Origin of the sequence: Paraburkholderia metrosideri, assembly GCF_904848625.1 — a bacterium.
In the GTDB taxonomy this organism is placed as follows: domain Bacteria; phylum Pseudomonadota; class Gammaproteobacteria; order Burkholderiales; family Burkholderiaceae; genus Paraburkholderia; species Paraburkholderia metrosideri.
The window spans coordinates 141,950-161,956 of the sequence record NZ_CAJHCP010000007.1; the positions used below are offsets into that span (position 1 = coordinate 141,950).

The 20,007-nt window shown below is 62.8% G+C and carries 18 protein-coding genes and 1 riboswitch; of the genes, 3 read left to right on the forward strand and 15 right to left on the reverse strand.

The features are described from left to right. Positions 1–61: 61 nt before the first annotated feature. The 9 genes from LMG28727_RS16675 to LMG28727_RS16715 form a co-directional block, all read right to left on the reverse strand. The gene (locus tag LMG28727_RS16675) at positions 62–1,075 is read right to left on the reverse strand and encodes an ABC transporter permease subunit (protein WP_201643420.1); all 1,014 of its coding nucleotides are present in this window, start codon (positions 1,073–1,075) and stop codon (positions 62–64) included. Positions 1,076–1,213: 138 nt separating this feature from the next. After that, positions 1,214–2,842 carry an ABC transporter substrate-binding protein gene (locus LMG28727_RS16680; RefSeq protein ID WP_201643421.1) on the reverse strand — a complete coding sequence of 543 codons (1,629 nt, stop codon included), beginning with the start codon at positions 2,840–2,842 and terminating at the stop codon, positions 1,214–1,216. 197 nt (positions 2,843–3,039) lie between these two features. After that, positions 3,040–4,683 (reverse strand): ABC transporter substrate-binding protein, encoded by a 1,644-nt coding sequence (locus tag LMG28727_RS16685; RefSeq protein ID WP_201643422.1) that lies wholly within the window; start codon positions 4,681–4,683, stop codon positions 3,040–3,042. 223 nt (positions 4,684–4,906) lie between these two features. Further along, positions 4,907–5,737 (reverse strand): methylenetetrahydrofolate reductase [NAD(P)H], encoded by an 831-nt coding sequence (gene metF, locus LMG28727_RS16690; RefSeq protein WP_201643423.1) that lies wholly within the window; start codon positions 5,735–5,737, stop codon positions 4,907–4,909. Positions 5,738–5,748: 11 nt separating this feature from the next. Next, positions 5,749–6,102 carry a phage holin family protein gene (locus tag LMG28727_RS16695; protein WP_201643424.1) on the reverse strand — a complete coding sequence of 118 codons (354 nt, stop codon included), beginning with the start codon at positions 6,100–6,102 and terminating at the stop codon, positions 5,749–5,751. A 165-nt stretch (positions 6,103–6,267) separates the two neighbouring features. Next, the gene (gene ahcY, locus LMG28727_RS16700) at positions 6,268–7,689 is read right to left on the reverse strand and encodes an adenosylhomocysteinase (RefSeq protein ID WP_201643425.1); all 1,422 of its coding nucleotides are present in this window, start codon (positions 7,687–7,689) and stop codon (positions 6,268–6,270) included. A 32-nt stretch (positions 7,690–7,721) separates the two neighbouring features. Next, positions 7,722–7,857, reverse strand: a riboswitch (S-adenosyl-L-homocysteine riboswitch). Positions 7,858–7,939: 82 nt separating this feature from the next. After that, complete coding sequence (locus LMG28727_RS16705) at positions 7,940–8,698, reverse strand: glycosyltransferase family 2 protein (RefSeq protein WP_201643426.1); 759 nt, start codon at positions 8,696–8,698, stop codon at positions 7,940–7,942. A gap of 137 nt (positions 8,699–8,835) precedes the next feature. Then, the gene (locus LMG28727_RS16710) at positions 8,836–9,558 is read right to left on the reverse strand and encodes an LrgB family protein (protein WP_201643427.1); all 723 of its coding nucleotides are present in this window, start codon (positions 9,556–9,558) and stop codon (positions 8,836–8,838) included. Between the two features lie 35 nt (positions 9,559–9,593). Then, positions 9,594–10,061: a CidA/LrgA family protein gene (locus tag LMG28727_RS16715; protein ID WP_201643428.1), complete on the reverse strand. Its 468-nt coding sequence runs from the start codon at positions 10,059–10,061 to the stop codon at positions 9,594–9,596. 114 nt (positions 10,062–10,175) lie between these two features. Here LMG28727_RS16715 and LMG28727_RS16720 point away from each other — a divergent pair, with 114 nt between their 5' ends. Further along, positions 10,176–11,105 carry a LysR family transcriptional regulator gene (locus tag LMG28727_RS16720; protein ID WP_201643429.1) on the forward strand — a complete coding sequence of 310 codons (930 nt, stop codon included), beginning with the start codon at positions 10,176–10,178 and terminating at the stop codon, positions 11,103–11,105. Positions 11,106–11,232: 127 nt separating this feature from the next. On the opposite strand, the gene LMG28727_RS16725 is transcribed toward LMG28727_RS16720, so the two are convergent. After that, positions 11,233–12,900: a GMC family oxidoreductase gene (locus tag LMG28727_RS16725; protein WP_201643430.1), complete on the reverse strand. Its 1,668-nt coding sequence runs from the start codon at positions 12,898–12,900 to the stop codon at positions 11,233–11,235. A gap of 332 nt (positions 12,901–13,232) precedes the next feature. On the opposite strand from LMG28727_RS16725, the gene LMG28727_RS16730 reads away from it, so the two are divergent. Both LMG28727_RS16730 and LMG28727_RS16735 read left to right on the forward strand, forming a co-directional pair. Beyond that, complete coding sequence (locus LMG28727_RS16730) at positions 13,233–14,924, forward strand: isovaleryl-CoA dehydrogenase (protein ID WP_201643431.1); 1,692 nt, start codon at positions 13,233–13,235, stop codon at positions 14,922–14,924. 97 nt (positions 14,925–15,021) lie between these two features. Further along, positions 15,022–16,440: a coniferyl aldehyde dehydrogenase gene (locus tag LMG28727_RS16735; protein WP_201643432.1), complete on the forward strand. Its 1,419-nt coding sequence runs from the start codon at positions 15,022–15,024 to the stop codon at positions 16,438–16,440. 39 nt (positions 16,441–16,479) lie between these two features. Here the strand turns inward: LMG28727_RS16735 and LMG28727_RS16740 are convergent, their stop codons facing one another. The 5 genes from LMG28727_RS16740 to fliE form a co-directional block, all read right to left on the reverse strand. Continuing rightward, positions 16,480–16,839: an EscU/YscU/HrcU family type III secretion system export apparatus switch protein gene (locus LMG28727_RS16740; protein WP_201643433.1), complete on the reverse strand. Its 360-nt coding sequence runs from the start codon at positions 16,837–16,839 to the stop codon at positions 16,480–16,482. Next, positions 16,839–18,275: a flagellar hook-length control protein FliK gene (gene fliK / locus LMG28727_RS16745; RefSeq protein ID WP_201643434.1), complete on the reverse strand. Its 1,437-nt coding sequence runs from the start codon at positions 18,273–18,275 to the stop codon at positions 16,839–16,841. The genes LMG28727_RS16740 and fliK overlap by 1 nt, the downstream gene beginning before the upstream one ends. Before the next feature lie 96 nt (positions 18,276–18,371). Next, positions 18,372–18,698 (reverse strand): flagellar protein FliT, encoded by a 327-nt coding sequence (locus tag LMG28727_RS16750; RefSeq protein ID WP_201643435.1) that lies wholly within the window; start codon positions 18,696–18,698, stop codon positions 18,372–18,374. Then, positions 18,695–19,129, reverse strand: a complete 435-nt coding sequence (gene fliS, locus LMG28727_RS16755; protein WP_074762446.1) for a flagellar export chaperone FliS — start codon at positions 19,127–19,129, stop codon at positions 18,695–18,697. The genes LMG28727_RS16750 and fliS overlap by 4 nt, the downstream gene beginning before the upstream one ends. Positions 19,130–19,531: 402 nt before the next feature. After that, the gene (gene fliE, locus LMG28727_RS16760; RefSeq protein WP_201643436.1) at positions 19,532–19,876 is read right to left on the reverse strand and encodes a flagellar hook-basal body complex protein FliE; all 345 of its coding nucleotides are present in this window, start codon (positions 19,874–19,876) and stop codon (positions 19,532–19,534) included. Between the last annotated feature and the right edge of the window lie 131 nt (positions 19,877–20,007).

The following is a 20,007-nucleotide window of genomic DNA, read 5'->3' on the forward strand; positions in this document are numbered from 1 at the left end:
TCAAGGGAGGCATGCGCCCCCTCGGGGGGCAGCGAACGTATGTGAGCGTGGGGGTTCATATTCACCTCGTATGGCGGATGCGGGGGTTAAGCACGCCGTACAACAAATCGACGACGAGGTTCACGACGATCACCAGTGTGGCGATCATCAGGATACCGCCCTGCACGACCGGATAGTCGCGTCGGCTGATCGCGTCGATCAACCACTTGCCGATGCCCGGCCACGAGAACAGCGTCTCGGTCAGCACCGCGCCCGCGAGCAGCGTGCCGACCTGCAAACCGATCACCGTCACCACCGGAATCAGCGCATTACGCAGCGCATGCACGACGATCACGCGTCCCGGCGACAAACCTTTCGCGCGTGCGGTGCGGATGTAATCCTCACGCAACACTTCGAGCATCGACGAACGCGTCATCCGGGCAATCACGGCCAGAGGAATCGTGCCGAGCACGATGGCGGGCAGAATCAGATGGCTCAACGCGGATTTGAACGCACCCTCGTCGGTGCCTGGCATCAGCGCGTCGATCAGCATGAAGCCGGTCACGTGCGGAATGTCGTATTCGACCGCAATGCGGCCCGACACCGGCGTCCAGCCAAGATCGACCGAGAAGAACATGATGAGGATCAAGCCCCACCAGAAGATCGGCATCGAATAGCCGGTTAGCGCCGTGCCCATCACACCGTGATCGACCACCGTGCCGCGTCTGAGCGCCGCGAACACGCCCGCTGGCAGACCCACGATCAGCGCAAACAGCATCGCGCAGATCGACAGTTCGACGGTAGCGGGAAAGCGTGCGAGGAATTCGCCCATCACGCTGGTGTTGGTGATGATCGAGGTACCGAGGTCGCCATGCAGCGCGCGGCCAAGATAGTGGATGTATTGCATCGGCAGAGGCTCGTCGAGCCCGAGACGATGCAATGCGGCGGCATGCATCGCGGGATCGACGCCGCGCTCGCCCATCATCACTTCGATGGGGTCGCCCGGAATCAGGTGAATCAGCGCAAATGCAAGGATGGTGATGCCGATGAAGGTCGGTATCACCATGCCGATGCGGCGCAAAACAAAGCGGAACATGGTTCGTCCCTATGGTCTTGGTGAAGAAAAAACGCAACCGGCGACGAGGGCTTGTGACCCCGGCCGCCGGACCATTTCGACCAGTTTTCTAACCGTGCGAAAAGCGTACTGCGCAAATTTTATGACGTGCCAAACCGGTTACTTGACGCTCACGCCGTCAAAGCGTGCATAGCCAAGCGGCTCGATGCGCATGTCGACCACCTTCTTGCTGACCGGCTGATATACCGTCGAGTGAGCAATCGGCGAGAACGGCAGTTGCTGAGCGAAAATCTGCTGCGCTTCGATGTAAGCCTTCGTGCGTGCAGCCACGTCGGACGTCACACGGCCCTTCTGGATCAGATCGTCGAACGGCTTGTAGCACCACTTCGAGAAGTTGTTGCCGTTCACCGCTTCGCAACCAAGCAGCGTGCCGAGCCAGTTGTCCGGATCGCCGTTGTCGCCGGTCCAGCCGATCAGCATTGCATCGTCTTCACCAGCGTGAGCGCGTTTGATGTACTCACCCCATTCGTACGTGACGATCTTCGCCTTCACGCCGATCTTGGCCCAGTCGGCCTGGATCATTTCCGCCATCAGACGGGCGTTCGGGTTGTACGCGCGTTGCACCGGCATCGCCCACAGGGTGATGTCGAAGCCGTTCGGAAAACCGGCCTTCGCGAGCAGGTCCTTGGCTTTGGCCGAATCGTACGGCGCGGCCTTCAGGTCCTTGTAGAACGACCATTGGGTCGGCGGCATCGGGTTGGTGGCGAGCTGGCCTGCGCCCTGGTACACCGATTCGATGATCGCCTTCTTGTTGATCGCCATGTCGAGGGCCTGACGCACTTCGACCTTGTCCACCGGCTTGTGCGTCACGTTGTACGCGAGGTAGCCGAGGTTGAAGCCCGGTTGCGACGGCATGTCGATGTTCGCTTCAGCCTTCAGCGGTGCGATGTCGGCGGGACGCGGATAGCTCATCACCTGGCATTCGTCGCGCTTGATCTTCTGCACGCGCACGCCGGCGTCCGGCGTGATCGAGAAGATCAGCTTCGAGATCTTCACTGCGTTCGGCTTCCAGTAAGTCGGATTGCCGTCGAAGCGGATCGTCGCGTCTTTCGTGTAGCTGCGGAAAATGAACGGACCTGTGCCGACCGGGAACTGATTGATGTCCGACGCCTTGCCGGCCTTCAACAGTTGGTCCGCATATTCCGCCGACAGCACCGACGCATATTCCATCGCCAGATTCTGGATGAACGGCGCGTTGACTTCCTTCAGCGTGAACTTGACCGTGTACGGATCGACCTTTTCGACGCTGGTGATCAGCTTGTCGAGGCCCATGTCGGTGAAGTACGGGAACTGCACCGGATACGCCTTACGGAACGGCTGGTTCGGGTCCAGCATGCGCTGGAACGAGAACACGACGTCGTCCGCGTTGAAATCGCGGGTCGGCTTGAAGAACGACGTGGTCTGGAACTTCACGCCATGACGCAGATGGAACGTGTAGGTCTTGCCATCTTCCGACACATCCCACTTCTCGGCGAGACCGGGTTCAACTTTCGTACCGCCGCGCTCGAATTCGACGAGACGGTTATAAACGGTGAACGTGTTGGCCGTGAAGTCGACACCCGTCGTGTATTGGGCCGGATCGAAACCCGCAGGGCTGCCTTCTGAGCAGTAGACGAGGGTCTTGTTCGGGATCTCGGCGCGCGCGCTGTTCGCGCCCACCAGCGATGCCGCTGCAGCGGCGACGAGCGTCGTAACACGCACGGCGCGCAACAGATTGTTTTGCTTCATGTTTCCTCCAGGTTCAAGGCTGGCTCCCGCCAGCGTAGCGCGATCTTACTTGAGCTTGGCTCGCAGCAACAAGCGGAGGAAATTACCCGTGTTGACGATAGGAAACACTTAAGGCATAAGGGCGACCGCATGGGCCGGCGAGGGCCGGCCCATGCGGTTCTAGCGCGCAGCAGACGCAATAATGCGTGCTGCTGCGGCTATTTCAGACCAACCTCCAGAAATTGGGTCGGTCCGAACGGGTCGACCTTGAAACCAGTGACGTTCTTACTGATTGGCTGATACACCGTGGAATGAGCGATCGGCGTGAATGGCACCTGATCTTTGAAAATCTCCTGGGCTTCCGTATAAGCCTTGGTGCGTTCGGCCATATCGGTCGTGCCACGGCCTTTTCTGATCAGATCGTCGTAAGGCTTGTAGCACCATTTGGAAAAGTTACTGCCATTTACCGCGTCGCAGCCGAGCAATACGCCCAGCCAGTTATCGGGATCGCCATAATCGCCGGTCCAGCCAATCAGCATCGCCTGATGCTCGCCGGCATGGGCGCGGCGAATATATTCGCCCCATTCATAGGTGGCGATATTGACCTTCACGCCGATCTTCGCCCAATCAGCCTGAAGCATTTCCGCCATCAGACGCGCATTCGGGTTATAGGGCCGTTGAACCGGCATCGCCCACAAAGTGAGTTCGAAGCCATCGGGATAACCCGCCTGTTTCAGCAGCGCTTTGGCCTTGTCTGTGTCGTACGGGGCGTCCTTCAGATTCTTGTCGTAACCCCATTGGGTCGGCGGCATCGGGTTGGTCGCGGCCTGGCCCGCGCCTTGATAGACCGAATCGATAATCGCCCTTTTGTTGATCGACATATCGAGCGCGCGGCGCACCAGCACGTTATCGAGCGGCTTTTTGGTCGTGTTGTACGCGATATAGCCGAGGTTGAAACCCACTTGGCTCGGCATCGCGAGCGATGAATCCGCTTTCACCGTCTGAATATCAGCGGGACGCGGATACGCCATCACCTGGCATTCGCCGCGTTTGATTTTCTGCAACCGCACGGCGGGATCGACGGTAATCGCGAAGATCAGTTTGCCGACTTTAACCACGCCGGGCTTCCAGTAATCGGGATTACCGTCGAAGCGAATCGAATCGTCCTTCGTATAGCTGCGGAAAATGAATGGACCGGTGCCGACCGGATATTGATTGATATCGGCTGCCTTACCCGCTTTCAGTAACTGATCGGCATATTCCGCCGACAGAATCGACGCAAACGGCATCGCGATCTGTTGCAGAAACGGCGCATCGACTTCTTTTAGCGTGAAGCGCACCGTGTATGGATCGACCTTCTCGATCTTCGAGATATTCTTCGCGAGTCCCAGATCGTTGAAATACGGAAACGGCACGGAATACGCCTTACGGAATGGCTGATCCGGATCGAGCATCCGCTGGAACGTAAAAACAACGTCGTCGGCGTTCATTTCACGCGTCGGCTTGAAGAACGACGTGGTCTGGAATTTGACGCCGGGGCGTAAGTGGAACGTGTAGGTCAGGCCGTCTGGCGAAACGTCCCACTTTTCGGCGAGGCCCGGCTCGATATCGGTGCTGCCGTGCGCAAACTCGATCAGCCGGTTGTAGACCGTGTAGGAGCCCGCGCTGAATTCGACGCTAGTGGTGTATTGCGCGGTGTCGAAGCCCGCCGGACTGCCTTCGGAGCAAAACACCAGCGTCTTGTCGGGCAGCGTGGCCGCCTGCGTAGGGCCGGACGCCACGGCGCTCATGGCAACCGCAAAGGCGGCAAGAGCGGGCAGGCAGCACTGGTGAAACGCAAACAGCTTTTGTGACACTGTCATATCGTCCTCCGCACAGCAGCCGGATCAGCTGCGCTTCGATCATAGACAGCACAAAAATGAGCTTCAACAAGGGCTTACCATTTGCTTTCCAACTGAAAGCAGGGTCCGCGCGGTTGCGCCAGTTTGAGGTGGGGAAGGTATTGGGCTGGAAACGGCAAAAAAAACCGCGCGGCCATTGCGGCCGCGCGGATTGATCCTCTTCGGGTGATACCGGGCGGCTTGCTTACGCGCCCAGCCGTTCGCAAATCGCTTTGGTCGCCGCAGCGCCGTTCAGCGTATAGAAGTGGACGCCCGGCACTTTGGCGTCGATCAGCCGCTGGCACAGGTCCGTCACCACGTCGAGGCCGAACGCGCGAATCGACTCGCGATCGTCGCCGAAACTCTCCAGCCGACGCGCGACCCAGCGCGGCACTTCGGCGCCGCACATTTCCGAGAAGCGCATCAGTTGCGAGAAGTTCGTGATCGGCATGATGCCCGGCACGATCGGCACGTCCACGCCGAGCTTGCGCGCGTCGTCGACGAAACGAAAATACGCGTCGGCATTGAAGAAGTACTGCGTGATCGCCGAATTCGCGCCGGCCTTCACCTTGCGGGCGAAGTTTTCCAGATCGTGACGCGGCGAGCGCGATTGCGGGTGGTATTCCGGATAACCGGCCACCTCGATCCAGAACCAGTCGCCGAACTCGGCGCGGATAAAGCTCACCAGTTCCGACGCGTAACGCAGTTCGCCGACTTCGCCCATGCCGGACGGCAGGTCGCCGCGCAGCGCGACGATGTGGCGAATGCCGTGCGCGCGGTACTCGTTGAGGATCGCGCGCAGGCTGTCCTTCGACGAGCCGATGCACGACAGATGCGGCGCGGCTTCGACGCCGCTTTTGGCGAGGTCGACGACGGTATCGAGCGTGCCTTGCTGCGTCGAGCCGCCAGCGCCGAACGTGACGGACACGAACTTGGGCTTGAACGCCGCGAGTTCCGCACGGGTGGCGCGCAGTTTCTCGACGCCTTCCTGCGTTTTAGGCGGGAAAAATTCGAATGAAAGTTCGATCGGGTTCATGATCCAGTAGGTCAACCGAGACTGCGGTTGCCGAAAATGAGCGCGGACAGCAGCCACGAAACGATGCTGTACAGAATCGAGCCGAAGAACGCCGACCAGAAACCCGACACTTCAAAACCCTTCAGCAGCGACGCGCACAGCCAGAAGCACAGCGCATTGACCACGAGGATGAAAAGTCCGAGCGTGATGATCGTGACGGGCAGCGTCAACAGGATCAGCACCGGACGCAGGATCGTATTGATCAACCCGAGCACCACCGCGACGATCAATGCGGTGCCGAAACTGCGGATGTGGATCGACGGAACGAGGTAGGTGATGATCAGCAGCGCGAGCGCGTTGATCAACCAGGTCAGCAGCACGGTCATGTAAAGCTCCTTTGGCAGGATGTCCGATAAATAAAAAGGGTGGCCAAAAGCGCGGGCATGGTGAACAAAGCGGCGCATCGCGCGCCGCCGTGTTCTCAGACTCTCATGCTTTTACAACCGCCGGAATGTCTGGCTCAACTCGTGAGTCGCGCCAGACAAACGTGCTTAGTAGCGATAGTGGTTCGGCTTGAACGGACCGTTCTTGTCCACGCCGATATAGCCAGCCTGCTCGTCCGACAGCACGGTCAGGTTCGCGCCGATGCGCGCCAGGTGCAGGCGGGCGACCTTCTCGTCCAGATGCTTCGGCAGCACGTACACCTTGTTCTCGTACTTGTCGCCTTGCGTGAACAGTTCGATCTGCGCGAGCGTCTGGTTCGTGAACGAGTTCGACATCACGAACGACGGGTGGCCGGTTGCGCAACCCAGGTTCACCAGACGGCCTTCAGCCAGCAGGATCACGCGCTTGCCGTCCGGGAAAATGATGTGGTCGACTTGCGGCTTGATGTTGTCCCACTGGTACTTGCGGGTCGACGCAATGTCGATTTCCGAATCGAAGTGACCGATGTTGCAGACAATCGCGTTGTGGCGCATCGCTGCCATGTGGTCGTGGCCGATCACGTGGAAGTTGCCGGTGGCCGTCACGAAGATGTCGGCCTTGTCGGCGGCGTATTCCATCGTCACGACGCGGTAGCCTTCCATCGCCGCCTGCAATGCGCAGATCGGATCGATTTCGGTGACCCACACGGTTGCGCCCAGACCGCGCAGCGATTGCGCGCAGCCCTTGCCCACGTCGCCGTAACCGGCGACCACCGCGATCTTGCCCGCGATCATCACGTCGGTCGCGCGCTTGATACCGTCGACCAGCGACTCACGGCAGCCATACAGGTTGTCGAACTTCGACTTGGTGACCGAGTCGTTGACGTTGATCGCCGGAAACGGCAGGCGACCTTCCTTTTCCATCTGATACAGACGGTGCACGCCGGTCGTGGTTTCTTCCGTCACGCCCTGAATGTGCGACAGACGCGTCGAGTACCACGTCGGGTCCGCGTCGAGGTGCGCAGCGATCGACTTGTACAGCGCGACTTCTTCTTCGTTGGTCGGCTTCGAGATCACCGAGCGGTCTTTCTCAGCCTTCGCGCCGAGGATCAGCAGCAACGTGGCGTCGCCGCCGTCGTCGAGGATCATGTTGGCGAATTCGCCATTCGGCCATTCGAAAATGCGGTGCGAGAACTCCCAGTATTCGTCGAGCGACTCGCCCTTGAATGCGAACACCGGCACGCCAGCTTTGGCGATAGCCGCAGCAGCATGATCTTGCGTCGAGAAAATGTTGCACGATGCCCAACGGACGTCGGCGCCGAGCGCGGTCAGCGTCTCGATCAGCACGCCGGTCTGGATCGTCATGTGCAGCGAACCGGCAACGCGCGCGCCCTTCAGCGGCTGCTGCGCCTTGTACTCTTCGCGCGTTTGCACGAGGCCGGGCATTTCGGTCTCGGCAATGTTGAGTTCCTTGCGGCCCCAGTCGGCAAGCGACATGTCGGCAACGAGGTAGTCCTGGGAATTTTTGGAATCGATAACTGCGGCGTTCATCACGCCCTCCTTTCTAAGTAGTGACTAGAAATTTGACGTGAGCGCGGTTCGATGCGGTGGTTGAGAAAGCGCAATGCGCATTCATGGCCCTCCGATTGAAGTCTTCGAGCCTGGCGGGCGGCCGGCGAATGCAGATTCGCGGTACCCGTCGCAACGCTCCTCGAAGACGAACCGCGATTGTAGCAAATCGAGATAACTTCAGGGCGTGGGGATCGGATTTTGGGGGCGGTTCCCCCGCCCCTTCGCCGGCCTAACTTACCTGCGCCATGCGCAATTGCATGAAGCCCGCGCGCGCCGTGTCGAGAAATTGCCGTGAGAGCCGGAACGCTTCGTCGACATCGGCGGAATCTGGCGCTTGCAGGCCCAGCGCAATGCGAAAGTAGCGTTCGGCGTGGATCCCCGCGTGGTAATGCATGCGCACACGTTTCGCATCTTCCAGGCGCGGATTGCCGAAAATTTCGCGCAGGGTCCACGAAAACGCGCCGTCTTCTCCGCCGATCCGGCGAAACCCGTCGTCCATCGGAAAGCCGCCGAGCGCCGCGAACGCCGCGCGCCGGATGATCAGGCTGCTCGGCACGGTATTGCTAAGGGTGGCCGCGTGCGCCGCGAAGTCGGGGTGAGCGGTGAGTTCGACGGGGAAATCCACGTAGTCGACGTCGAGCCGCACGGATACCGCGGCTGGGTTGTCAGCGATGAACGCGCTTGCCGCGGTCAGCGCGCCGGGCAGATATTCGTCGTCGGCGTCGAGAAACGCGAGCAGTCCGTGCGACGCATTCAGCGCGCCCCAGTTGCGAGCCCGCGCCGGGCCGCCGTTTTGCGGCATGCGCAGCAGGCTCACGCGCGGGTCGTGGCGGCTGAACTGGTTCGCGATGTCGACCGAGTGATCGGTTGAACCGTCGTCCACCACCAGAATCTGCGCCGCTTCGGGTTGGATCAGGCAACTTTCAAGCGCACGCCCGAGGGTCGATGCGCCGTTGTAGCAGGGGATGAGGATAGTGATCGGCGTCATGGATCGAGCCGTGCGCGCGGCATGCCGTTGTTGGTGGGAGGCCGGCGATAGTATCCGGCTTCCGGCCAGGCTCATCCTGAAATCCAGCGCGTTGAAAGCCGCGCCGCGCAGGCGCACTCGTTGCCCGCGCGACGGCTTCAGATTGGCAGCAAGCTCAGCATCGGCGCGAGCAAGACCATCACGACGCCGGCGATCATCATCGTCAGACTGGCGACCACGCCCTCTTCGCTGCCCAACTCGCGCGCCTTCGCGGTGCCGATGCCATGCGCAGCCGCACCGAACGACGCGCCGCGAGCGAGCCGCGTGCGCAACGGCACGAACCCCAGCACGAGTTCGCCGAACAGCATCCCGCAGACGCCAGTGGCGATCACGAACAGCGCGGTGAGATCTTTCGGCGCGTGAATCTTGTCGGAGACGGCGAGCGCGAATGGCGTCGACACCGAGCGCGTCATCAGACTGCGTTGCAGTTCCGGCGACAGATGCAGCAGCTTCGCCAGCATCAACGAGCCGCCAACCCCGACCAGGATCCCCACCGTCACCCCGACGCTGAGCGAGATCCAGTGCCGCTTCAGCAACGCGCGGTATTCGTAGATCGGCACGGCGAACGCGACGGTGGCCGGGCCGAGCAGCCACATCAGCCAGCGCGTGTCCTCGAAATAGACGGGATAAGGGATGTGCGCGACCAGCACGATGGCCGCGAGCACGACCGGCACGGCCACCAGCGGCGCGAGCCAAAGCGATTTGACCCGCGCGTACAGCGCCTTCGACGCGAAATACAGCACGACGGTCAGAACCAGGCAGCCGGCCGCGATCAGACGCGAGGCGTCGTCGGCAAAAAGGGACGCATAGAACTGGCTCATGGGTAGGCTTTCAGCGGAAATAAACCGTGGGACGATCAGACCCGCGCAGCCTGCCGCGCAATCAGTGCGCGGCGCAGCGCAAGGCGTCGCTCGAGTCGGGCGGCCTGCTCGACCGCGAAGGCCACCGCCACCATCACCATCAGCGTGCCGGCCACGACAACTAGTGCCAGCCGCCAGCCGTCCTCGCGAAACAGGCCGCCATACTGAACCGCCGCGACCGCTGCCGGAATGAAGAACAGCAACATGTCGGACAGCAACCAATCCGCGCCCGCCTTGATCCAGCGCGGCGCGACGCCACCGCAAAACAGCAGCGCAAGCAATACAAGCAGCCCGACCACGCCGCCGGGCACGGGCAAGTGCACCAGACGCACGACGAAATCGGCGGCAAGCCACAGACCGGCTATTGCCCCGCTCTGCAACGCGATCCGGGCGACGCGCCCGAGCCTGCTAGCGCGGCCGGTCCGAGCCTGGACAGCGGATGGAGCGAGAACTGGCGAGGCCATGGCAATCCCTGGATGGGCTTCTGAAAAAAGCGAGTATAGGTTGCACTGCATCATAAATATAATGACTTACAATCATTCAAATTATTCCAATTTGGAATTCCGGAGCCTGAGACCGTGGAACTACGAGCGTTGCGGTATTTCATTGAAGTGGTTCGTCAGCAGAGCTTCACTGCCGCCGCAGAGCAGATGTTCGTCACGCAGCCCACCATCAGCAAGATGGTGAAGTCGCTGGAAGACGAGATCGGCTCGCCGCTGCTGCTGCGCGACGGACGTCAGATGGTGCTGACCGACGCCGGTCGCATCGTTTATCAGCGCGGCCAGGACGTGCTCGCGGCGCACGCGCAGTTGCAGGCCGAACTGAACGATCTCGACACACTGGGGCGCGGCGAACTCACCATCGGTATTCCGCCGATGGGCGGAGCGCTGTTCACGCCGGCCATTGCGGCATTCCGTCAGCGGTATCCGAAAATCGAGCTGAAACTGTTCGAACAGGGTTCGCGCGCAATCGAAACCGCGTTGATCAACGGCGAACTGGAGCTGGGCGGCGTCCTGCAACCGGTGGATCCGGAAAATATCGACGTGCTGCCCATGACCCGCCAGCTTCTCTGGCTCGTCGCGCGCACCGGTTCGCGGTGGGACGCGCTGCACGAGGTGCCGCTCGCGCAACTCGCGAATGAACCGTTCGTGTTCTATGGCGAGAGTCTCGCGCTCAACGACGTGGTACTGAATGCGTGCCGCACGGCGGGGTTCGCGCCGACTATCGTGGGGCGCAGCGGGCATTGGGATTTCATGGCGGCGCTGGTGCTGGCCGGCGTTGGCATTGCGCTGCTGCCCGCGCCCTATTGCCGGCGGCTCGATCCCGCGCAGTTCACCTGTTTGCCGGTCGTCGAGCCGGAAATTCCGTGGGAAATGGCGATTGGATGGCGCCGCAACGGTTATCTGTCACATGCGGCGCGCGCGTGGCTTCAGGTGGCCCGCGAGGCGTTGCCCGGTCAGTCCGGCGACGATTTCATGCTCGGGCCTGGGATCGGGATACTCGGATAGCGCTGAATACCGCCTGCGGAATAGCGAAATAGCTGAATAGTGGAATAGCGGCATGCGGGCTGGCGTGAACGGGCCCGCATCTTCTATCCGCACAATCCACCTGAAAATCGCAGCACCTGAGTACGATTCAGACCGCCGACGCGGCCCTCGCCCCCGTCGTCTCTCCGCTCGCGAACACCGTCCTCGACTCCGCGGCCCCTTCCCGCCGGCTCGCCGCAATCAGTTCCGCCGCGCGCTCGCCGATCATCACCGTGGGCGCATTCGTATTGCCGCCGATCAACGTCGGCATCACCGACGCATCCACGATCCGCAGCCCCGTCACCCCCCGCACTCTCAATTGCGGATCGACGACCGAGCGCGCATCGCTGCCCATCCTGCACGTCGCCACCGGGTGATAAATCGTGTCCGCGTGTTCGGCGATGGTGCGGCGCAATTCCGCTTCCGACTGCCCCGCATGCGTGTACAACTCGCGCCCGCCGTGCACTGCGAGCGACGGCGAATCGAGAATCCGTCGCGCCATCTTCGCGCCGTCCACCAGCAGATCGAGATCGCGCGGATCGCTGAAAAACCGTGGATCGATGAGCGGCTTCGTGCGCGCGTCGGCGCTGGCGAGCGTCACGCTGCCCCGGCTATGCGGCCTCAGCACACAGACATGCAGCGAATAGCCGTGCCCCCAATGCATATGACGGTTGTGATCGTCGACGATGGCCGCGCAAAAATGCAGTTGCAGATCGGGCCGCTCGAGCGTCGGACGGCTTTTCAGAAAGCCGCCCGCCTCGGCGACATTACTCGACAGCATGCCGCGCCCGTGGCGCATGAACGTGGCGAATTGCGGCAGCATCCGCGCAATGCCGCGCAGCGAAAAACCCGTCGGCTCGATCGACGAAACCCGCTTGTTGATCGTGAAATCGACGTGGTCGATCAGGTTCTGGCCGACCTCGGGCGCGTCATGCAACACCGCGATGCCGTGCGATTGCAGATGGGCGGCCGGCCCGATCCCGGAACACATCAACAGTTGTGGCGAATTGAATGCCCCGGCGGCCAGCACCACTTCGGCACGCGCTTCGAGCGTTTCGGTCTTTCCGCCGCGCACGATGTCGACACCGCTCGCGCGTTTGCCATCAAAGGTCACGCGCAGCACGGTAGCGTCTGAGATCGTCTGCAGATTAGGACGCGCGCGATCGTAGATATAAGCGCGCGCCACGCTGCAGCGGCGTCCGTCGCGCTGCGTCACCTGGTAAAAGCCGACGCCTTCCTGATCCGCGCCGTTGAAATCGTCATTCGGTTGGTAGCCGGCTTCGAGCGCCGCTTTGACGAAACGCTTCGAAAACGGGTTCTGATAACGCAGGTCGGACACCGTCAACGGGCCCGCGTCGCCGTGCCACGCATCGGCGCCACGTTGGTTGCCTTCGGCGCGGCGAAAGTACGGTAGCACTTCCGCCCACGACCACCCATCGCAGCCGAGTCGCGCCCACTCGTCGTAATCAAGCGGATGGCCGCGCGTGTAGATCATCGCGTTGATCGCACTCGATCCGCCGAAGCCGCGTCCACGTGGCTGATAGCCTTGTCGTCCGTCGAGCCCCGGTTGCGGAGTCGTCAGATAGCCGTAATTGGTTTTGAGCTTTTGCGGCACCACGACCGCCACGCCGACCGGCATGTTGATGAACAGATTGCGATTCGTGTGCGGGCCGGCTTCGATCAGGGCAATCGTCGCATCGGGACAGCTATCCGCAAGACGGCTCGCCAGCGAGCAACCGCCCGAGCCTGCACCGACGATGATGTAGTCGTATTGCATCCGCGCCTCCTTGTGGGCCGCGTTGCTCGCGAGCCCTGTCTCGTGCACACTTGTCTACGTGTGTTTCAACGGCATTGTAGGGAGCGTTCGGGGGCCACGGCGGGTTCGCGTCAGAGCGATTCCTCTAAACGCAAGCCCCCTCGCGACCCTATGATGAAAGACGCGCTGACGGCCACCAGACGGCCTCGCGCGACATTCAAACAGGGCTCGGCACGGGCGTCCTCACAGTGTGCGGCATCGCACGCCGCAATGAAACAGCGCCCCGCTGGCGCACGCCAGCACACCGTCGCCCAGCGCAGCAACGGCGACCCCGCGGTGAACGGAGACAGCAGATGGAACGGCATGGCATCGGCCCCACGCACGACGTGACAAATCAGGCTCCGCCGCTCGCGGACTACAACCTGTTTTCGTGCGACACCGCTTTGTCCGACGCACTCGAACGCGACGGCGCCGGCTGGCATCGCGAGACATTGCGCCGGCATGGCGCAGCGCTCAGCACGCCGGACACGCTCGCGCTGGCCGACCTGGCTAATCGTCACTCACCCGAATTGTTCACACATAGCCCGCGCGGCGAGCGCATCGACGCGCTGGAGTTTCATCCCGCGTGGCATGAACTGCTTTCGCTGCAGCGCCGCGAAGGTCTGCACGCATTGCCTTTTTCCGATCCGCAGCCTGGCGCGATGGTCGCGCGCTGCGCGAGCTATTTCCTGCATGCGCAACTCGAATCCGGCTCGCTGTGCCCGCTGACCATGACGTTTGCGAGTATTCCTGTGCTGCAACGCGAACCTGCGCTGTTCGACCTGCTGCGCGACAAACTTTATGCACGCGAGCACGATGCACGCGACGTACCGCTCACGCAAAAGACCTCCGTGATGATCGGCATGGGCATGACCGAAAAACAGGGCGGCTCGGATGTCCGCAGCAATCAGACCCACGCGTACGCATTGGCAGGCGGCGGCCGTGGCGCCGAATACCGGCTCATCGGACACAAGTGGTTTTTTTCCGCGCCGCAATGCGATGCGCACCTCGTGCTGGCACGCACCGACGATCAAGAAGGCCTTTCATGTTTCTTCGTGCCGCGTTTCGCGCCAGACGGCCGCAAAAACGCAGTGCAGGTTCAGCGTCTGAAAGACAAGCTCGGCAATCGCTCGAACGCGAGCGGCGAAGTCGAATTCCTCGACGCGTTCGGTGTGATGATCGGCGACGAAGGACGCGGCGTGCCGACCATCATCGAAATGGCGAATTACACGCGGCTCGATTGCGTGATCGGCAGCACGGGGCTGATGCGCGCCGCGCTCGTGCAGGCGATTCACCATGCGCGTCATCGCAGCGCGTTCGGCCGTCCGCTCGTCGATCAACCGTTGATGCGCAACGTTCTTGCCGATCTGGCGCTGGAATCCGAGGCTGCGACGGCGCTGTTCATGCGTGTGGCACGCGCCTTCGAAGCGTCCGCCGACGCAGCTTCGTCAAACACGTCTCCGGTCGAGCGCGCGTGGCGGCGCATCGTCACACCGGCTTCGAAATACTGGGTTTGCAAACGCGCGCTGGAATTCACCGGCGAAGCGATGGAAGTCTGGGGCGGCAATGGTTATGTCGAAACCGGTCCGATGGCGCGCTTTTATCGCGAAGCGCCGGTGAATTCGATCTGGGAAGGTTCGGGGAACGTGATGTGCCTCGACGTGCTGCGTGCGATCGAACGCGAGCCGGAAGCTGCGCAGGCGCTGTTCGCCGCCTGGCACGCAGACGCGCACACGCATCCGGCGTTGAGCGCCGCCCTCGGCAAACTGGTCGCGACGCTCAACGGACCCGCCGACGCCCGTGAAAGCTCGGCGCGGCGAATCGCGCAGCAGATCGTGTTGATCGCTCAAGGCACGCTGCTCGCGAAACATGCGCCGGGCGAAGTCGCCGACGCGTTCATGGCAACACGTCTCGCCGACGGTTGCGGCGAAAGCGGTCGCGTGTACGGCACCTTACCGGCGACCTTCGATCATGCCGCGATCATCGAGCGGGCTTTTCCAGCGTGAGCATTTCGTGGAGCCCGCGAGGCATCTCCACACAGAAATTACCCATCAGATAAGCGCGCTCGAACGCGCATCGTCATCCATCAGGGAGTGGACCGCCATGAAGAACGATCTGCCAGAGGTCGCCGCGCTCGAAGCGCTGCTGCGCGACCAGCGCCACGCGTATTTACGCGCGCCGTATCCGTCATGGGACACGCGTGCGGCGCACCTCAAAGCGCTGCGCAAAGTCATGCTCGACCATCGCGACGCACTCGCCGACGCGATGCACGCCGATTTCGGCAATCGCTCGAAACAGGAAGTGCTGCTGGCCGAATTCCTGCTGGTGAAAGAGGAGATCGACGCCGCGCTCAGACACGGCAAGCGCTGGATGAAAGCGCAGCGCCGCAGCACCAACAAGTGGCTGCTCCCCGCACGCGCGAAGGTCGTGCCGCAGCCGCTCGGCGTAGTCGGCATTATCGTGCCGTGGAATTATCCGGTGCTGCTTGCGGTCGGTCCGCTGATCAGCGCGTTGACCGCCGGCAATCGCGCGATCATCAAAATGTCCGAACTGACGCCGCGTACCTCGGCGTTGTTCGAGCAACTGATCGCGCAGACTTTTTCACCCGATCACGTCGCGGTCGTCAACGGCGACGCGACGCTCGCCGCCGCGTTCAGCGCGCAACCGTTCGATCATCTGCTGTTCACCGGCTCGACCAAGGTCGGTCATGAAGTGATGCGCGCCGCCGCCGAACATCTGACGCCGGTCACGCTCGAACTGGGCGGTAAATCACCGGCCATCATCGGCGCACATGCGCGTTTCGACAACGCAGTGGATAACCTCGTCGCCGGCAAGACGCTCAACGCGGGCCAGACCTGCATCGCGCCGGACTATGTGCTGGTGCCGCGCGGCAAGGAACAGGCGTTCATCGAACGGGCGCGCGCGCGCATGGCGACGATGTATCCCGGCTTCGAACAGAATCCCGATTACACGTCGATCATTTCAGCGCGGCATTTTGAACGGCTGGAGCGTCTCGCCGACGAAGCACTCGCCGCCGGCGCGCAATTGCACGCGCTGACCGGCACTGCACCGGACCCGACAAGCCGCCGCTTTCCGCTGATCGTCGTCACGAATGCGCCGGACGACTGCGCGCTGATGCAGGAGGAAATCTTCGGGCCGCTGCTGCCGCTCGTCCCGTACGACACGCTCGATGACGCAATCGCGTGGATCAACGCCCGGCCCCGCCCGCTCGCGCTGTATCTGTTCGCTGACGACAGCGGCACGATCGACCGCGTCACGCACGAAACCATTGCCGGTGGCATGGCGATCAACGAGACGCTGATGCATCTGGCCTGCGAAAGCCTGCCGTTCGGCGGCGTTGGCGCAAGCGGCATGGGCGCGTATCACGGTTACGAAGGCTTCGCGACTTTCTCGAAGATGAAGCCGGTTCTGACGCAGGCACGTCTGAATGCGCGCGGCTGGATTTCGCCGCCATACGGCAAGCGGGTCAACGCGCTGCTGAAGTTGATGATGCGGTTCTGACGCGCTTTGGCGCGAGCATCTGACCAGGTGCTCGCGGCTTCAACGTGCGGCTGGGCCGCCTTCGACGTCCGTCGCAACCACGTCGGTCACGTCCTGTTCGTTGTCGCTCGCGCTATGGGCGGACTCGAGATCCGCGCCGCTTTCCAGCCGATGCAGCCACGCCAGCAATTCCGCCACCGCCTGGTAAAGTTGCGGCGGAATGCGTGCGTCGAGATCGACCTGCATCAGCAGGGACACCATTTCGGGCGCCTCGTGCACATACAGACCCGCTTCCTTGGCCCGCTGCACGATCATGTCGGCGACCAGTCCGTAGCCTTTGGCGACCACGCGCGGCGTGGCATCGCCGCCTTGGGAGTCGTACACGAGCGCGGCCGCGCTGCGGCGATTTTTCCGGCTCATCAGATGTCCCAGTCGAAATCGTTACGCCGCGCGGCATCCGCGTGATGACCGTCAGCGGCCGCTGAAGCACCCGCCGAGGCCGCAGCCGAACCCGCAACCGACGCGGTCGACGCCCCCGCCGCCGCGGCGGCCGCCGAAGCCGACCGCGCATACGCCGAAGCGGCCGCCTGCGCGCCAGCCGCACTCGTTGCGCTGGTCCCGCTGCCCGGCACGCCGCCGCCAGTCTCGCGAATCAACAGGCCGCTCAGCTCGATACCCGCCGCCGCCAGCCGCTGACGAAAACTCTCGCCCTGCGTGGCGAGCCGTCCCGCCCCGCCGGGACTCGCCAGCATGCGCGCGACCAGCCGCGAGCCGGTCAGCGTCAATTCGGCGTCGACCGTGCCAAGCGTCGGCAACGACAACGTCAGACGCGTGCGCCACGGCTGATCATCCTCGCTCGCCGTGCCGCCGCCGCTGCGGTCCCACTCGTCGCCGTCCTGCTCGATGGTCCAGTCGAGTCGCGCGCCCGGCCACGCTTCACCGGTCCAGCGAAACTGCCCGGTGGCGAGCAGATCGAGTTGCTGGCGTACCAGCGACACCGTGGCCGGATGCACGGCCGCCGCCTGTTGCGAGTTCGGCGCCGAACCCGCGTCGGCGGTCGGCGCGGTCGCGCTGTGCAGGCTCGCGTGCGCGGGCTGATTGTTCAGGTCGGATACCGAATCGGCCAACACCTCGCCCGCCGCGAAGCGCGCGGCCTGCGCGGTCAGGATCGACTGGTTGGAACGGGAGGCCGTGCTGGCATTCGCATTCGTCGGGCTACCCGGCGAGCCGTTGGGTGTTGCACCCGTGCCCTGCCGAGGGGACGCATTCGGAGCGGACGCGTCGTCGTCGCTGGCCCAGTCGAGCGGCAATTGCGCGGCCTCGGCGACCAGCTTGTTCTGCGCCTCGTCGGCGAGACTGTCGGGCGAGCGCTGGCCACCCAGCCACTGCGCGAGATGCGATTCGTAAAAGAGGCCGCTGCCGCTGACGGTTTGTTCGAGCGCCGCCGCAAGCGCCGCGACCGGTAGTTGAGCCGCCGCGACATTGGCGGTCGCGGTCGTACCCGCCGCAGGGTCGGACGCAGCCGCGGCGGTCGCCGGCGTGTCGAACAGCGGCAGCCCCTCGACTTCCATATCGAGCGCGGGCGCAGCCGGCCAGATCGGCGTCTGGCCGAGCACGGCAAGCGTGACCTCGCCGCCCGAGCGGGCAATCGCGTCGAGCGTCAGCGCGACCGCAGACAGCGCGGTTTGCGCGGACGGCGGTGGTGCGGGCGTGGCAGCAGGGGGGGTGGCAGTCGGCGCGTTACCGACACCGGTCGCGCCGGTCTGCGAGGTGGCCGCACTGCCCGGCTGGATGCCGAGCAGACTGTCGACCCGGCTGGTCAATGCCGAAGCGAGCGCCGCGTCGATTCCGTTCATGCCGATTCCTTGATCACATTGGCGGCTGCACGCTCAACCAAAACACGTCGGACGGAGCGCGCCAGATGCGTCGTACGCGGGTGCGGCCGGGGTGCCCTAGCGCAATCCGTACAGTTCCTTGAGCACGCGGGTGGGCCGCCCGGCGAACAGTGCCGACAGATTGGCCATGCGCGGATTCGCCAGATCGCGGATCGCAGCGTCGTCGGCGAGGATCTGCCGGATCAGCGCGTATTTGCGCAGCCGCTCGGCTTCGTCGAGCCTCACGCCGGAGTCGGCCTCTTTCAACGCCTCCACCTGATGCCGGTATTGCTCCTGCAAGTCGACCAGGTCGCTCCACAGGGCTCGCCGGGCTGCCATCAGCATGCGGCAGGAAATCGCTGCAACCGCCTCGTAGCGGGCGAAATATTCTGCGTTCGATGTCATCTCATGCTTTCCGCGGCCGGCTGGGCTGCCATCCGCGCGATCTCCGGGGCAATCCCGATCCATGCCTCTTCGAGCGTTGCCAGCAGGCCGTCGACTTCGACCAGCATCGCCTCGCTCTGTTTTATGTTGGCTTCGAGCAGCCGCCGCGCCATGTAGCTATACAGCGCGTTCAACCGCCCTGCAATCTCGCCGCCCACCTCAAGGTTCAGCGACGACTGCAGCCCGCTTTCAATGATGCGAATCGCCTTGCTGATCGCCTTGCCGCGATCAGGCACCTGGCCTTGCTGGAGATGCATGCGGGCCTGCGCGATTGCCTGCCTTGCGCCCTGATACAGCAACACGATCAGACGATGCGGACTTGCGCCCATCACACCCGTCTCGACGCCCACGCGTGCATACGCATTGGCTCCAGCGTGTCCTTGGGAAAACATCAGCGCTCCTCCTCTCATACAGACTGCGGTTTGATCGTGGCGAGCCGTTTCCAAACGTCAGGCGACGTCTGCAGCAGGCTTGTATCCGGGTTATCGGATAGGCAACGACAAAGCTTTAGGCCGATGTAAGGAGGATTAAGGGACGTATCGCGCAATGGCAAGCGCCGCGCCGGTCGGGCTCAATTCACGTTCACATCGAGCCGCACCGGGACCGCCTCGTCAGCAAGGACGATAGCGGCCGCAGCGAAAACGCCCTTGCGGGCGACCTGCCGACATCATGCAATCCGCATAGACGCCGTATCCACCACGCACTTTCGACGCGAGTGCGATGCATACACGGCCTTGCGAATCTCCATGCAAAACGGGCTTCGCGGACGGTCTCTCGCGCCGTCCGAAGCGCGTCTAGACCGACATCTGCGCGATCTCGTTATAGGCGGAGACCAGTTTGTTGCGCACCTGCAGGCCGAACTGGAAGCCGACGTTGGCCTTCTGCATATCGACCATCACGTCGTTCAGCGACACGTTGGAGGAGCCCAGTTCGAACGCCTGCGATTCGCCGATCGCCGATTTCTGGTCGTCGCTGATCTTGTCGAGCGAGGCCTTCATCGCCGACGCGAAGCTGCCGGCCGTCGCCGCACCGTTCGCTTCGGTCGCCACGTTGCTGGCGGTCGTGCCGCCGGCCGCCTGCGCCGCCATCGCTTGCATTTGTTGCAGCGCTGACGACAGCGCGTTCACGGGCATGGTCATGTTCTCTCCATTAAATGAACGACCGGCGCATCACAGCCGTACCGATCTGACCAGAAGCATAGCAAGCGCCCCCCGGTAGAAAGGCCCGAAACTAGGGGGGAAACCCCGCTCTATTCAAGCAATCGGGTTGA

What these genes read in the sequence shown, in the direction of transcription:
- LMG28727_RS16715 (WP_201643428.1), bottom strand. Translation starts at nt 10,061, where the DNA reads ATGGCCTCGCCAGTTCTCGCTCCATCCGCTGTCCAGGCTCGGACCGGC.
- LMG28727_RS16675 (WP_201643420.1), bottom strand. Translation starts at nt 1,075, where the DNA reads ATGTTCCGCTTTGTTTTGCGCCGCATCGGCATGGTGATACCGACCTTC.
- LMG28727_RS16680 (WP_201643421.1), bottom strand. Translation starts at nt 2,842, where the DNA reads ATGAAGCAAAACAATCTGTTGCGCGCCGTGCGTGTTACGACGCTCGTC.
- LMG28727_RS16695 (WP_201643424.1), bottom strand. Translation starts at nt 6,102, where the DNA reads ATGACCGTGCTGCTGACCTGGTTGATCAACGCGCTCGCGCTGCTGATC.
- LMG28727_RS16735 (WP_201643432.1), top strand. Translation starts at nt 15,022, where the DNA reads ATGAAGAACGATCTGCCAGAGGTCGCCGCGCTCGAAGCGCTGCTGCGC.
- fliK (WP_201643434.1), bottom strand. Translation starts at nt 18,275, where the DNA reads ATGAACGGAATCGACGCGGCGCTCGCTTCGGCATTGACCAGCCGGGTC.
- LMG28727_RS16750 (WP_201643435.1), bottom strand. Translation starts at nt 18,698, where the DNA reads ATGACATCGAACGCAGAATATTTCGCCCGCTACGAGGCGGTTGCAGCG.
- metF (WP_201643423.1), bottom strand. Translation starts at nt 5,737, where the DNA reads ATGAACCCGATCGAACTTTCATTCGAATTTTTCCCGCCTAAAACGCAG.
- LMG28727_RS16705 (WP_201643426.1), bottom strand. Translation starts at nt 8,698, where the DNA reads ATGACGCCGATCACTATCCTCATCCCCTGCTACAACGGCGCATCGACC.
- fliE (WP_201643436.1), bottom strand. Translation starts at nt 19,876, where the DNA reads ATGACCATGCCCGTGAACGCGCTGTCGTCAGCGCTGCAACAAATGCAA.
- LMG28727_RS16685 (WP_201643422.1), bottom strand. Translation starts at nt 4,683, where the DNA reads ATGACAGTGTCACAAAAGCTGTTTGCGTTTCACCAGTGCTGCCTGCCC.
- fliS (WP_074762446.1), bottom strand. Translation starts at nt 19,129, where the DNA reads ATGTTTTCCCAAGGACACGCTGGAGCCAATGCGTATGCACGCGTGGGC.
- LMG28727_RS16740 (WP_201643433.1), bottom strand. Translation starts at nt 16,839, where the DNA reads ATGAGCCGGAAAAATCGCCGCAGCGCGGCCGCGCTCGTGTACGACTCC.
- LMG28727_RS16710 (WP_201643427.1), bottom strand. Translation starts at nt 9,558, where the DNA reads ATGAGCCAGTTCTATGCGTCCCTTTTTGCCGACGACGCCTCGCGTCTG.
- ahcY (WP_201643425.1), bottom strand. Translation starts at nt 7,689, where the DNA reads ATGAACGCCGCAGTTATCGATTCCAAAAATTCCCAGGACTACCTCGTT.
- LMG28727_RS16730 (WP_201643431.1), top strand. Translation starts at nt 13,233, where the DNA reads ATGGAACGGCATGGCATCGGCCCCACGCACGACGTGACAAATCAGGCT.
- LMG28727_RS16725 (WP_201643430.1), bottom strand. Translation starts at nt 12,900, where the DNA reads ATGCAATACGACTACATCATCGTCGGTGCAGGCTCGGGCGGTTGCTCG.